Origin of the sequence: Promicromonospora sp. NPDC060204 (assembly GCF_042728455.1) — a bacterium.
In the GTDB taxonomy this organism is placed as follows: domain Bacteria; phylum Actinomycetota; class Actinomycetes; order Actinomycetales; family Cellulomonadaceae; genus Promicromonospora.
Genome location: NZ_JBHWZO010000187.1, coordinates 1 through 12,275, shown reverse-complemented (window position 1 = coordinate 12,275; position 12,275 = coordinate 1). Strand labels below are relative to the sequence as shown.

Below are 12,275 nucleotides of genomic sequence, written 5' to 3'. Positions count from 1 at the left end.
GAGGCGGCCGCGGAGCTGTGTACCCATTTATCCACAGCTGTGGGTAAAGCTGGGGAAAAGAGACTGGTGACAGCCCGTTAGCTAGTCCCGCAGCCCGTTCATAGGACGCCGACCGCGCTGTAGCGCCACACCGCCAGCGCGGTCAGGACGGCGATACCGACCACCGGGACCACCCATGCGACGAGCGCGCGCCGCTCCTTGGGCGCGTACGCGTAGGCGGTCGCCACCAGCGCACCGGTGACGAGACCGCCGAGGTGCGCCTGCCACGAGATGTTCGGCACGAAGAACCCGATGACGCCGTTGATCGCGATCAGGACGAGCACCTGAGCCATGCTGCGGCCCAGGCGGCGCATCACGGGGAGCATCGCCCCGAACAGCCCGAACACCATCCCGGACGCGCCGACCACCGGTGTCACCCAGGCGCTCGACGTGAACGGGTCGCCGGCCAGGAGCAGCACGCCGACCGACCCACCCACGGCGGAGAGCAGGCACAGGACCGCGAACCGGGCCCGGCCGAGCAGCGGCTCGAGGAACTGGCCCGTGATCCACAGCGCGTACATGTTGAACAGGATGTGCAGCGGCGACGTGGAGTGCAGGAACGACGCCGTGAGGAACCGCCACGGCTCCATCACGCCGCCCCAGGGCCAGAACCACAGCGCGTCCGTCCACGCGCCCCTCGTCACCAGCTGCAGCAGCCAGCTCACGACGCAGATGCCGATGATCGTCAGCGTGACGACCGGCCGGCTGTTGGCCGCGGTGCTGGTGGCCGAGCCGCCGAACACCGTCCGGATGCGCGGGGCGGCGCGCTTCGTCTCCCGGACGCAGTCGACGCACTGGACGCCGACCGCGGCCGGTCGCTGGCACTCCGGGCACGTGGGACGACCACAACGCTGACAGCGCACGTAGGCCACCCGGTCGGGGTGTCGCGGGCAGACGGGGGCCTCGGCCTCGGTCGGCTCCTCGGCGGCCGGGTCGTTCATCGCGATACGTCCTCAGTCCCCTCGGTCATCGGTGCTCGGGTCGTACGGGTACTGTCCGGCGGCGCGAGCGCCGCGGCGGCTCAGGGCTCGATGGTGACCGACTCGATGACGATGTCCTCGACGGGACGGTCGCCGGGACGCGTGCGCGTCTTGCCGACCTTGTCGACGACCTCGCGCGACGCGTCGTCCGCGACCTTGCCGAAGATCGTGTGCTTGCCGTTGAGCCACGGGGTCTCCGCGGTGGTGAGGAAGAACTGGGAGCCGTTGGTGCCCTCGATCTCGCCGGTGACCGGGTTCCGGCGCTTGCCGGCGTTGGCCATCGCGAGGATGTACTTCTCGTTGAACTGGAGCTCAGGGTGGATCTCGTCGTTGAACGTGTACCCCGGGCCGCCGGTTCCCGTCCCGAGCGGGCAGCCGCCCTGGATCATGAAGTCGTCGATGACGCGGTGGAAGATCAGGCCGTCGTAGAACGGGTCCTTGCGCTCCTCGCCCGTGCGCGGGTCCGTCCAGGCCTTCTCACCCGTCGCGAGCCCGACGAAGTTCTCGACAGTCTTGGGCGCGTGGTTCGGGAAGAGCTCGATGCGGATGTCACCGGAGGTGGTGTGCAGGATTGCGAACATGTATCAATCCTCCCACGGAGCGGCCCGCAGATGCTGCAGCGGCGCAGCCCGCCCTCGCCAGTAACGGCAGGCGATGGCAGAGTGGCACCTTGAGGAGTATTGAACAGTTCGGGGGGAGTTACATGACCCGCAAGAAGGTGACCGACTACGTGGACACGAGCAAGATCGACACCGAGAAGGTCAAGGAGAGGGCCGCGGAGGCCACAGCTCTGCTTTCCGACGTCAGCTCCAAGGCCGCGACGCAGGCCGGGTCCATCGCGGCCCAGGCCAAGGACCGGGCCTCGAACGCGAAGGACTGGGCCCAGCCCCGCGTGAACGACTTCATCGCATGGCTCACACCGCGCGCCGAGAAGGCCTGGCAGGACAGCCTGCAGGCGGCCGCGCCCCAGGTCGAGAAGGTGGCGGGCAAGGCCGCGCCCCTGATCGACTCCGCGCACGACAAGCTCGTGGACGACCTGCTCCCGAAGATGGTCTCCGCGTTCAACGTCGCGGCGGCCAACGCCGCGGCGGCACAGGGCAAGACCTCGCTCGCCGAGACCGTCACGGACGCGGCGGACAAGGCCAGCAGGAAGAGCTCCAAGAAGGGTTGGCTCGTCGCGCTGGCCGCGGGCGGTGCGGCCGTCGCGGGCTACGTGTTCTGGAAGCGCGCACAGCCCCAGACCGACCCGTGGGCCGAGCCCTGGGAACAGAGCTCGGGAGCCGACTACTCCGACGGCGCCGCCAAGCACTCCTCCGGCGTCGGCTCGGCAGCAGGCTCCGCCATCGCCAAGGGCAAGGAGGCGGGGGCCAAGGCCGCACAGACGGCCAAGGACCTCGGCGCCCGCGCCTACTCTGCCGCGAGCCCTGCGTTCGAGGCGGCGAAGGAGAAGGCCGGTCCGGTGCTCGAGAAGGCTGCCCCGGTGATCGACGCCGCCAAGGAGAAGGCCGGTCCCGTCATCGACGCCGCGAAGTCCACGGCGCAGAAGGCGAGTAGCGCGGTGTCCGACGCCGCACAGAAGGCCGGCTCCGAGGCTCCGGTCAAGGCTGCGGAGCCGAAGGACGCCAAGCCGGCTCCGCCCGCCAAGGACGAGCCGATCGTGGACCAGGTCCCGCCGGGGGAGAGCAAGCAGGGCGGCTGACCCCCAGCCTGTCTCACGTGCACCAGGAGGGCCCGGCCGACACGGCCGGGCCCTCCTGTCCTGTGTACGCCCCGATCAGCGGGCCCGGGTCAGCCGCCGATCGGCGTGGCCGCCCCCGCGAACGGGTCGAGCTGGATGAAAGCCTCGGTCGGGTCACCGTCGTGCACCAGCGACTCCTGCGCCACGACGTCGTCGAACGCGAACGCGTAGGCCTTGCCGTCCGCCATCTGCTCGTGGATGTACTTGGCGTAGTAGTTCGTCACCGAGTCCTGGTAGAAGCCGGCCGGATCCTGGGTCGGCTGGGTGCTGCTGTCGAGCAGCGAGGACCGGTTGAACCCGGCGCACAGCGTGCGCGCGATGGCGCCGATGTCGTTGTTCGGCGCGGCCAGGTCGCCCGCGCAGCCGAAGATCGACTCGCCGGAGGGCTTCGGGAACGTGGTGACGACGGCCCCCGACGTGTCGGTGAACGTCATCGTGTCGCCGGAGACGGTCCCGAGGAACTTATTCTCCGGCTGGTCGCCGTACGGCACGACGGTGAGGGTCTCGCTCGCGTACTTGCTCCAGACACGGTCGACGTAGTCGGACAGGACGTTCGCGTCGACCTGGCCCGTACCGACGCCGTGGCCGGGGGAGAGGACCCGCAGCACGGATCCGTCGGGACCGGTCTGCGCGAGACCGTCCCAGCCGTCCTGCTGCGAGAGCGACGAGACGACCTTGTCCCAGCCGTCGGGCTTGAGCATCCCGGTGTGCAGCACCTCGCCGCTCGATGAGCGCAGGCCCGTCTGGTACGGCGCCGAGAAGAAGTCGACCTGGGTGCTGTTGATCCACAGGCCGGAGTCGTTGAGCGTGTACTCCGTCCAGTTGAACAGGATGTCGCGGTTCGGGTCGCTCGGGTTCTGCACGGCCGGCTGCACGAGCCGCCCGTCGTTGACGATCTTGAGGTCGAGCTTGCTGCCGTAGGAGAAGTACACCCGGCCCGACAGCTTGGGCATCCGGATGGTGATGTCCTGCCCGTCCGCCGGACCCGCGATCGATGCGTCCGGCGCCGGCTCGGGGACGCTCCCGGCGTCCGGCCAGGGGTGGAACGCCCCCTGGGCGTCGGCGTAGCCGAGCTGGCCGCCGGTCTCGCCCAGGACGTAGATGAACACCTGGTCGCCTCGACCTGAGTCGTTGGTGATGGTGAGCGGGATGGTGTCGGGCACTGCGGTGGCCGTCGGCGTGGCGACCACGGCAGCCGACAGGGCTGCTGTCACTGCGGCGGCGGTGCCGATGAGCTTCCTGGTCAGGGACACGCTGTCCTCCTCGGATCACGAGGGGCCGAACAGGTGGGTGGTGCTGCCCCTCGCGCTCGACGATATGGAAGGGGTCCTGCCTTGTCAGCAGCCCGAGGCCGATCGGGGGTGAAAAAATCGCCAGACCGGCCAAACGTACGGGTAACCCACTAGGCGCGCGTACGTGATCCCTCGGAGGCGCGGCGTCCGACCACGGGAACGCGGGCCCGACCGATCCCGGGAACGACAAAAGCCCGGACGAATCCGGGCTTCGGTCATGGGGTGGAGCCAGGGGGACTCGAACCCCCAACCCCCTGCTTGCAAAGCAGGTGCGCTACCAATTGCGCCATGGCCCCGACGAGGGCCGCTCAGTCGATCGAGTCGGTGACCTCGGACCAGAGATCGCGGCCAGCCGCGTCCTCACTCAGCTTGCGCCAGAGAACGTAGCCGGCGCCGGCCGCCAGCAGCACTATCAGCAGCTTCTTCACGAGTTCCTCCTGGGGAGCCTCTGCAGGTCCGGGAGTGGGGCTAGGAGGACTTGAACCTCCGACCTCTTCCTTATCAGGGAAGCGCTCTAACCGTCTGAGCTATAGCCCCGGACGAGCGTTGCGCACGCTCTAGCGACACTGGAGATTACCCCAGGTAGGGACGATGTCCCAAACCGAAATGATGGTCCGCGGTGTGACGTGCGCCGAGTCGTGCGCGAGGACGCACGAGAACGCTCCGGCAGCGCTGGTCAGTCGTCGGTCAGCGTCATGTGCACGCCGCCGACGAGTGCCGCCGTGATGTTGTACAGGAACGCCATGATCGTCGCGATGGCCGTCAGCAGCACGATGTTGCAGATGCTGATCAGGGTCGCGAGCGAGATGACGCGGGGGAACTCCACGAACTGCGTGAGGTTCACGTTGCTCTGCGGGCCCACGGCGTCCTCCACGAAGCTCTGCACCGTGGTGAAGACACCGAGGCTGTTGAGCACCGACCAGAACACCGCCGTGGCCACCACGGTCATGATCGCGACCGCGACGGCCAGCAGGAACGCCAGCTTCATGACGGACCACGGGTCGACCCGGGAGAGCGCGAGCCGTACGCGGCGCGGTCCGGCGGGGGCCGGGCGCGGCACCTCGGGCGTGGGGGACGACGCCGGCTGCGCCGACTGGCCCTGTGCTCCCTCGGCGGGCGTACCGACCGGAACGGCGGTGCCGCGCACGCCACCCGCGGTGTAATGCATCTCGGGCCGCGGCCTGGGCTCGTTCTGAGCCGCCGTCTGCCCCTCGTCGTCAGGCATGATCGAGGACACCTTCTTCGCCGCGCTACGGGCCGCGTCGAGGGCGGCCTGGGCAGCCTTCATCGCGCCGGCCTTCACGCCGTCCGCGGCTCCCGTCGGAGCGGCCGCCGGGGTGCTCCCCGGGGTACCGGGCGCCGGGACCCTGTTCCACGACTTCGCGTCCGGCTCAGCCGCGGGCGCGTTCTGCGACGCCGCGGCGTCGGTCTTCGTCGAGGCCCGCCCGATCGCCGAGACGAGGCCCGCCGAATCCTTGGACCCGCCGTTCGACTCCGCGGCCGGCTTCTGCTCCTTGCCCTGCTTGCCCGCCTCGTAGGCGGACCGCCAGACCCCACCCGTGGTGGGGACGGCCGTGTCGTCCGCAGCGGCCGGCTTCGGCGCCTTGCTCTCCGTGGGCTGGTCCGCCTTCGCCGCGGGAGAGGCGACCACGACGGGCTCGGGCAGCTTCTCGCCGCCCGTGGCCTGGCCGGCGCCGGCAGCGGCGCCGTTCGACGCGCTTCCGCCGTCTGCGGGCTTGTCAGTGGCCGAACCGTTCGACGCGGAGGTCTTCTCCGAGCCGGCCCCTGCCGGCTCCGCGCTCGAGTTCTCGGCGTCGTTCTCCTGCGTCACGGCCTTGCGGTCCCGGGTGATCTCCAGGTCTTCTTCGAGCGAAGGCGTCGCGATGCGCACGTGCCCGTTCTTGTCACTCGTCATCAGCTGTCCTCGCGTCCGGTGCTGTCCTGCTCAGGGGTGCTCGGAACTTCGTCGGGGGTCGGATTGTCTTCCACGGTAACCCGCTCGGCGGGTTCACCGTCGGAGTTCTCGTCGGTGACACCCACCGCATCGCCCGCGTCCTCACGCTCCGCGTTGCGCGCGACGGCGATGATCCTGTCCCCCTTGTCCGGCTTTGCGAAGGTTACCCCCTGGGTGTTCCGGCCGGTGAGGTTAACTTCCGCGACGGCCGAACGCACGATCTTCCCGCGCTCCATGATGACGAGCACCTCGTCGTCCCCGTGGGTCACGAGCGCGCCCACGAGGTCGCCGCGCGCCTCCACGAGGTTGGCGACCTTGATGCCGAGGCCACCGCGGCCCTGGATCCGGTACTCCGAGATCCGGGTGCGCTTGGCGAACCCGCCCTCGGTGACGACGAACAGGTCGGCGCCGTCGATGACCACGTCGGCGGACAGCAGCTCGTCCTCCTCGCGGAACTTCATGCCGGTGACGCCGGACGTCGCGCGCCCCAGGGGACGGATCGACTCGTCGTCCGCGTGGAAGCGGATCGACTGGCCCTTGCGCGACACGAGGATGAGGTCGTCGTCGGCGTTCACGAGACGGGCCGAGACCAGCTCGTCCGCGGCGCCGTCGGCGTCCTCGCGCAGGTTGATCGCGATGAGCCCGCCCGACCGCGGCGAGTTGTACTCGCTCAGGCGGGTCTTCTTCACCAGCCCGCGACGCGTGGCCAGCACCAGGTACTCGGCGGCCTCGTAGTCGGGGATGTCGAGCACCTGGGCGATCTTCTCGCCCGGCTGGAAGGCGAGCAGGTTGGCGACGTGCTGGCCCTTCGCGTCCCGGCCGCCCTCGGGCAGCTCGTAGCCCTTGGCCCGGTAGACCCGGCCGAGGTTGGTGAAGAACAGCATCCAGTGGTGGGTCGTCGTCGTGAAGAAGTGGTCCACGATGTCGTCCTCGCGCAGCTGCGCGCCGCGCACCCCCTTGCCGCCGCGCTTCTGCGAGCGGTAGTTGTCCGTCCGCGTCCGCTTGGCGTAGCCGCCGCGCGTGATCGTGACGACCACGTCCTCCTCGGGGATGAGGTCCTCCATGGACATGTCGCCGTCGTACGGGAGGATCGTGGTGCGGCGCTCGTCGCCCCAGCGCTCGGTGACCTCGTCGAGCTCCTCGCCCACGATGGACCGCTGGCGCTCCGGCTTGGCGAGGATGTCGAGGTAGTCCTCGATCTCGGCCCGGAGCTTCGCGTGCTCGTCGAGGATCTTCTGCCGCTCGAGGGCGGCCAGACGGCGCAGCTGCATCGACAGGATCGCGTTGGCCTGCTGCTCGTCGATCGTGAGCAGGTCCATCAGGCCGGTGCGCGCCTCGTCGACGTCGGGGGAGCGACGGATGAGCGCGATGACCTCGTCGAGCGCGTCGAGCGCCTTGAGGTAGCCCTCGTAGATGTGGATCTGGTCCTGCGCCTCCTTGAGGAGGTACTCGGTGCGCCGGCGCACGACCTCGATCTGGTGCGTGGTCCAGTGCCGCACGAACGCGTCGACGCTGAGGGTGCGGGGCACCTCGTCCACCAGCGCGAGCATGTTGGCGCTGAAGTTCTCCTGCAGCGGCGTGTGCTTGTAGAGGTTGTTCAGCACCACCTTGGCCACGGCGTCGCGCTTGAGCACGATCACCAGGCGCTGGCCGGTGCGGCCCGACGTCTCGTCGCGGATGTCCGCGATGCCCTGGATGCGGCCGTCGTTGACGAGGTCCGCGATCTTCGAGGCGAGGTTGTCCGGGTTGACCATGTACGGCAGCTCGGTGACGACCAGGCAGATCCGGTTCTGGATCTCCTCGACGTTCACGACCGCACGCATCGTGATCGAGCCGCGACCCGTGCGGTACGCGTCCTCGATGCCCTTGTGGCCCAGGATCTGCGCGCCGGAGGGGAAGTCCGGGCCCTTGATCCGCTGCAGGAGCGCCTCGAGCAGCTCCTCGCGCGAGGCGTCGGGGTGGGCGAGGTGCCAACGCACGCCCTCGGCGACCTCGCGCAGGTTGTGCGGCGGGATGTTCGTGGCCATGCCGACGGCGATGCCCGCGGAGCCGTTGACCAGCAGGTTCGGGATGCGCGCCGGGAGGACGACGGGCTCCTGGGTGCGGCCGTCGTAGTTCGGCCGGAAGTCGACGGTGCCCTTCTCGATGTCGCGCACCATCTCCATCGCGAGCGGCGCCATCTTGCACTCGGTGTACCGCGGGGCGGCCGCGGGGTCGTTGCCCGGCGAGCCGAAATTGCCCTGGCCGGCGACCAGCGGGTAGCGCAGCACCCAGTCCTGCACCAGGCGGACCAGGGTGTCGTAGATCGCGGTGTCGCCGTGCGGGTGGTACTTGCCCATGACGTCACCCACGACGCGCGAGCACTTGGAGAACGCGCGGTCGGGCCGGTAGCCGCCGTCGTACATCGCGTAGATGACGCGGCGGTGCACCGGCTTGAGGCCGTCGCGCACGTCGGGCAGCGCGCGCCCCACGATCACGCTCATCGCGTAGTCGAGGTACGACCGCTGCATCTCCAGCTGCAGGTCGACCTGCTCGACACGACCGTGGTGGACCGCTACCCGCGCGTCCTCCAGGGGAATGCCGTCGTCGGAGTTCTCCACGCCGGGGGTCTCGTCCGTCACCGTCTGTACTTCCTTTCCACGCCGCTGGGCGTGTCACTTCGTCTCGTGGGCCACCGTCTCGACGCGGGACGTCGCAGGGCGCCGTGGGGCACTCCTGCGACGGCCCCGGTCAGATGTCGAGGAACCGCACGTCCTTGGCGTTGCGCTGGATGAAGGTGCGGCGGGACTCGACGTCCTCGCCCATGAGCACCGAGAAGATCTCGTCGGCCGCGGCCGCGTCGTCCATGGTGACCTGCAGCAGCGTCCGGTGGTCCGGGTCCATCGTGGTGTCCCAGAGCTCGGAGTAGTCCATCTCGCCGAGGCCCTTGTAGCGCTGGATGCCGTTGTCCTTGGGGATCCGCTTGCCCTGCGCGGCGCCGGCCTCCAGGAACGCGTCGCGCTCCCGGTCCGAGTACACGTAGTCGTGCGGGGCGTTGCTCCACTTGATCCGGTACAGCGGCGGCTGCGCGAGGTACACGTGGCCGTGCTCGATCAGGGGTCGCATGTACCGGAACAGCAGCGTCAGCAGCAGGGTGCAGATGTGCTGGCCGTCGACGTCGGCGTCGGCCATGAGCACGATCTTGTGGTACTTCAGCTTCGAGATGTCGAAGTCCTCGCCGATGCCCGTGCCGAAGGACGTGATCAGCGCCTGGACCTCGGCGTTGGACAGCGCCTTGTCCAGGCGGGCACGCTCGACGTTCAGGATCTTGCCGCGCAGCGGCAGGATCGCCTGGTTGTGCGGGTTACGGCCACGCACCGCCGAGCCGCCGGCCGAGTCGCCCTCGACGATGTAGATCTCGCACTCGTCGGGGAACCGCGACTGGCAGTCCTTGAGCTTGCCCGGCATGCCGCCGCCGTTGAGGATGCCCTTGCGGCGGGTCGCCTCGCGCGCCTTGCGCGCCGCGATCCGGGCCTGCGAGGCCTGGATCGCCTTGCGGATGACGTCGCGGGCCTCGTTCGGGTGCGCGTCGAACCAGTCGACGAGCTGCTCGCGGACCACGCGCTGCACGAAGGTCTTGGCCTCCGTGTTGCCGAGCTTGGTCTTGGTCTGGCCCTCGAACTGCGGCTCGCCGAGCTTCACGGAGATGACGGCGGTCAGCCCCTCGCGGATGTCGTCACCCGTGAGGTTCTCGTCCTTCTCCTTGATGATCCCCTTGTCCCGCGCGTAGCTGTTGACCAGCGTGGTCATCGCCGCGCGGAAGCCCTCCTCGTGCGTGCCGCCCTCGGTGGTGGAGATCGTGTTGGCGAACGTGTGGACCGACTCGCTGTACGCGCTGGTCCACTGGAGCGCGACCTCGACCGAGATCTTGCGCTCGGTGTCCTCGCTCTCGAACGAGATGACGTCGGGGTGGATGAGCTCCACCCGCTTCGCCGAGTTGAGGTGGTGCACGTAGTCCATGAGGCCGTCGTCGTACTTGAACGTGACGGTGCGCCAGGCGCCCGCGTCCGGGGACGCGCCCTCGACGTCCGGCGTGCCGTCGGCTCCCGCGACCTCCTCGACGCCGTCGGCCGTCACCTCGGGCTCGGCGCCCGTGACCTCGTCCGTCGCGGACGAGTGGCCGGCGCGCTCGTCGGTGAGCGTGATCTTCAGGCCCTTGTTGAGGAAGGCGTACTGCTGGAACCGGGCACGCAGCGTCTCGAAGTCGTACTCGGTCGTCTCGAAGATCGACCCGTCGGCCCAGAACGTCTGCGTGGTTCCGGTGTGCTCGTCGGGGCCGAGCGGCTCGAGCTTCTCGACGCCGGTGATCGGGTTGCCGCCGTCGGTGTACTCCTGGCGCCAGTTGAACCCGTCGCGGCGCACCTCGGAGATGAACCGGTAGCTCAGCGCGTTCACCACGGACATGCCGACGCCGTGCAGGCCGCCGGAGACGGCATAACCGCCGCCGCCGAACTTGCCGCCGGCATGCAGGATCGTCATCACGACCTCAAGCGTTGGCTTGCCCTCGGTCGGGTGCATGGCGACCGGAATGCCTCGGCCGTCGTCGGTGACTCGCACTCCACCGTCGGCCAGGAGGCGCACGTCGATCTCGGTGGCGTGGCCCGCGAGGGCCTCGTCCACAGCGTTATCCACAATCTCGTACACAAGGTGGTGGAGCCCACGCTCACCGGTCGATCCGATATACATGCCCGGTCGCTTACGAACGGCCTCGAGACCTTCCAGGACTGTGATGTTCCCGGCGTCGTAGCCGCCGTCGATTCGCTCTGTCACGGGCGGGGTTGCTCCTCGTCTTTCAGGCACACGATGTGCACGACGACGGACGTACCAGCTGCTGCGCGAGCGGCTCGGACCAGGTGAGGTCCATGCCGTGCTCGGGTGCCACGTACGGTCCGACGGCTCGTCGGTGCTCAGCGTTCCGGGTCCTCAGGACGTTCCTGGGAACCCGGCGCGGTTGACCCCCTCATACTACCTTCTGAGCGGCGAAAACCCGGGATCCTGGGGTGTTTGTAGCCACTCCTCCACAACCTTTCTCCACAGGGTGATTTCTGGGGCCCTGGAGCGGTTCCCGAACGGCCTCCGAAGCCTCGGTCCAGCCCTCTCCGGAGGTCCGGTCCGGGTGTCCGGCCCCGTCCTCGGACGGCCCCGGTCGTCGACCTCGGCGACGCCGCTCCGGACGACTCGTCGAGAGCGCGTCCCGGCATACGATTCCCCTTCGGATCGTCATGTCGCCGTCTGTTGAAGGTCAGAAAATTTGCACGCAGAAGGTGACATTTCGTTGATTTGTCGTTTTCTGCTCTAATAGCGCCGACCGGTCACATGCGCGCGCACGCGCACTCTCACTTCGAAGGGCTACAGAGTGAAGAAGCTTCTCGCCGGCGGAACTCTCGCCATCCTGGCATTCGGCGGCATGATTGCCAGCGCCGCACCCGCTTCCGCACACACGCCGAGCGTCTCCGCAGACTGCGGTTTCGTGAACGTTGATCTCAAGTACTACAACGGGGCCAAGGTCACCGTCGTTATCGACGGCCAGACGGTCGAGGACACCGAGTTCTCCAACGGCTTCCAGAAGCTCTACCCGGACCTCGCGCTCGACAAGGCGCACGAGTGGACCGTCAGCGTCGACGCCTATGACGGCCAGGGCGGCACGCAGTACGACTGGTCGGAGTCCGGCTCGATCGGTGTCTGCCAGACGCCCCCGCCCGCCGAGGTCGTCACCCCCGTGATCCCCGAGGCCGTGGCCGGTTGCGCCGCCAGCCTGGACGACGTGGTCATCCCGGACAGCACCGAGGCGATCACCTACACCAAGACCGAGGCCGGCATCGTCGCCACGCTCACCTCGGAGGAGTACACGTTCCCCGAGGAGCTCGGTGCCTACCAGCTCCAGGAGGACGGTTCGGCACTGCTGCCGACCGAGCTCATCGTGATCGAGGATGAGTGCGCCGAGCCCGAGCCGGAGCCGTCGCCGTCCGTCGAGCCCAGCGAGGCGGCCTCCGTGCCGCCCGCCGCCGAGCCCTCCGCGTCGCCCAGCCCCGAGGCTGAGGAGACCGAGGAGCTCGCCGCGACCGGTGCGACCGTCGGTGGCGCCATCGCGTTCGCCGCGCTCCTCGCGCTCGGTGGCGTCGCCCTGGTCTGGGCCCGCAAGCGGATGCAGCAGAACGCCTGATCAAACAGCTCCTGGCTGACGCTACGGCGTAGCTGAGCGACGAAGGGCTCCCCGGCTTCGGCCGGGGAGC

The 12,275-nt window shown here is 68.9% G+C and carries 9 protein-coding genes and 2 tRNA genes; 2 read left to right on the top strand and 9 right to left on the bottom strand.

Features of this window, described 5'->3' with window-relative positions; all coding sequences use genetic code 11:
• Positions 1 to 98 precede the first annotated feature (98 nt).
• Positions 99 to 980 (bottom strand): rhomboid family intramembrane serine protease, encoded by an 882-nt coding sequence (locus tag ACFWEJ_RS20710; protein ID WP_377231072.1) that lies wholly within the window; start codon positions 978 to 980, stop codon positions 99 to 101.
• Between the two features lie 80 nt (positions 981 to 1,060).
• The gene (locus ACFWEJ_RS20705; RefSeq protein WP_285100572.1) at positions 1,061 to 1,600 is read right to left on the bottom strand and encodes a peptidylprolyl isomerase; all 540 of its coding nucleotides are present in this window, start codon (positions 1,598 to 1,600) and stop codon (positions 1,061 to 1,063) included.
• A gap of 122 nt (positions 1,601 to 1,722) precedes the next feature.
• On the opposite strand from ACFWEJ_RS20705, the gene ACFWEJ_RS20700 reads away from it, so the two are divergent.
• Entirely contained in the window at positions 1,723 to 2,718 is a 996-nt protein-coding gene (locus tag ACFWEJ_RS20700; RefSeq protein ID WP_377231071.1) for a hypothetical protein, read from the top strand.
• 89 nt (positions 2,719 to 2,807) lie between these two features.
• On the opposite strand, the gene ACFWEJ_RS20695 is transcribed toward ACFWEJ_RS20700, so the two are convergent.
• The 7 genes from ACFWEJ_RS20695 to gyrB form a co-directional block, all read right to left on the bottom strand.
• Positions 2,808 to 4,010 (bottom strand): beta-1,3-glucanase family protein, encoded by a 1,203-nt coding sequence (locus tag ACFWEJ_RS20695; protein ID WP_377231070.1) that lies wholly within the window; start codon positions 4,008 to 4,010, stop codon positions 2,808 to 2,810.
• Between the two features lie 262 nt (positions 4,011 to 4,272).
• Positions 4,273 to 4,345, bottom strand: a tRNA-Ala gene (locus ACFWEJ_RS20690).
• Between the two features lie 12 nt (positions 4,346 to 4,357).
• Complete coding sequence (locus ACFWEJ_RS20685; protein WP_253874143.1) at positions 4,358 to 4,477, bottom strand: DLW-39 family protein; 120 nt, start codon at positions 4,475 to 4,477, stop codon at positions 4,358 to 4,360.
• A gap of 35 nt (positions 4,478 to 4,512) precedes the next feature.
• Positions 4,513 to 4,586 (bottom strand) — tRNA-Ile (locus tag ACFWEJ_RS20680).
• A 139-nt stretch (positions 4,587 to 4,725) separates the two neighbouring features.
• Complete coding sequence (locus ACFWEJ_RS20675) at positions 4,726 to 5,964, bottom strand: DUF3566 domain-containing protein (protein ID WP_377231069.1); 1,239 nt, start codon at positions 5,962 to 5,964, stop codon at positions 4,726 to 4,728.
• A complete protein-coding gene (gene gyrA, locus ACFWEJ_RS20670; protein WP_377231068.1) occupies positions 5,964 to 8,624 on the bottom strand; it encodes a DNA gyrase subunit A in 2,661 nt (886 codons plus the stop codon). Before gyrA ends, ACFWEJ_RS20675 begins: the two co-directional genes overlap by 1 nt.
• Before the next feature lie 109 nt (positions 8,625 to 8,733).
• Entirely contained in the window at positions 8,734 to 10,812 is a 2,079-nt protein-coding gene (gene gyrB, locus ACFWEJ_RS20665) for a DNA topoisomerase (ATP-hydrolyzing) subunit B (protein ID WP_377231067.1), read from the bottom strand.
• A 700-nt stretch (positions 10,813 to 11,512) separates the two neighbouring features.
• Between gyrB and ACFWEJ_RS20660 the strand changes: the two genes are divergently transcribed.
• A complete protein-coding gene (locus ACFWEJ_RS20660; RefSeq protein WP_377231066.1) occupies positions 11,513 to 12,205 on the top strand; it encodes a hypothetical protein in 693 nt (230 codons plus the stop codon).
• Positions 12,206 to 12,275 lie beyond the last annotated feature (70 nt).

Bases quoted from the DNA above. Each gene is read 5' to 3' on its own strand.
- ACFWEJ_RS20710 (WP_377231072.1), bottom strand. From the start codon at position 980: ATGAACGACCCGGCCGCCGAGGAGCCGACCGAGGCCGAGGCCCCCGTC.
- ACFWEJ_RS20705 (WP_285100572.1), bottom strand. From the start codon at position 1,600: ATGTTCGCAATCCTGCACACCACCTCCGGTGACATCCGCATCGAGCTC.
- ACFWEJ_RS20700 (WP_377231071.1), top strand. From the start codon at position 1,723: ATGACCCGCAAGAAGGTGACCGACTACGTGGACACGAGCAAGATCGAC.
- ACFWEJ_RS20675 (WP_377231069.1), bottom strand. From the start codon at position 5,964: ATGACGAGTGACAAGAACGGGCACGTGCGCATCGCGACGCCTTCGCTC.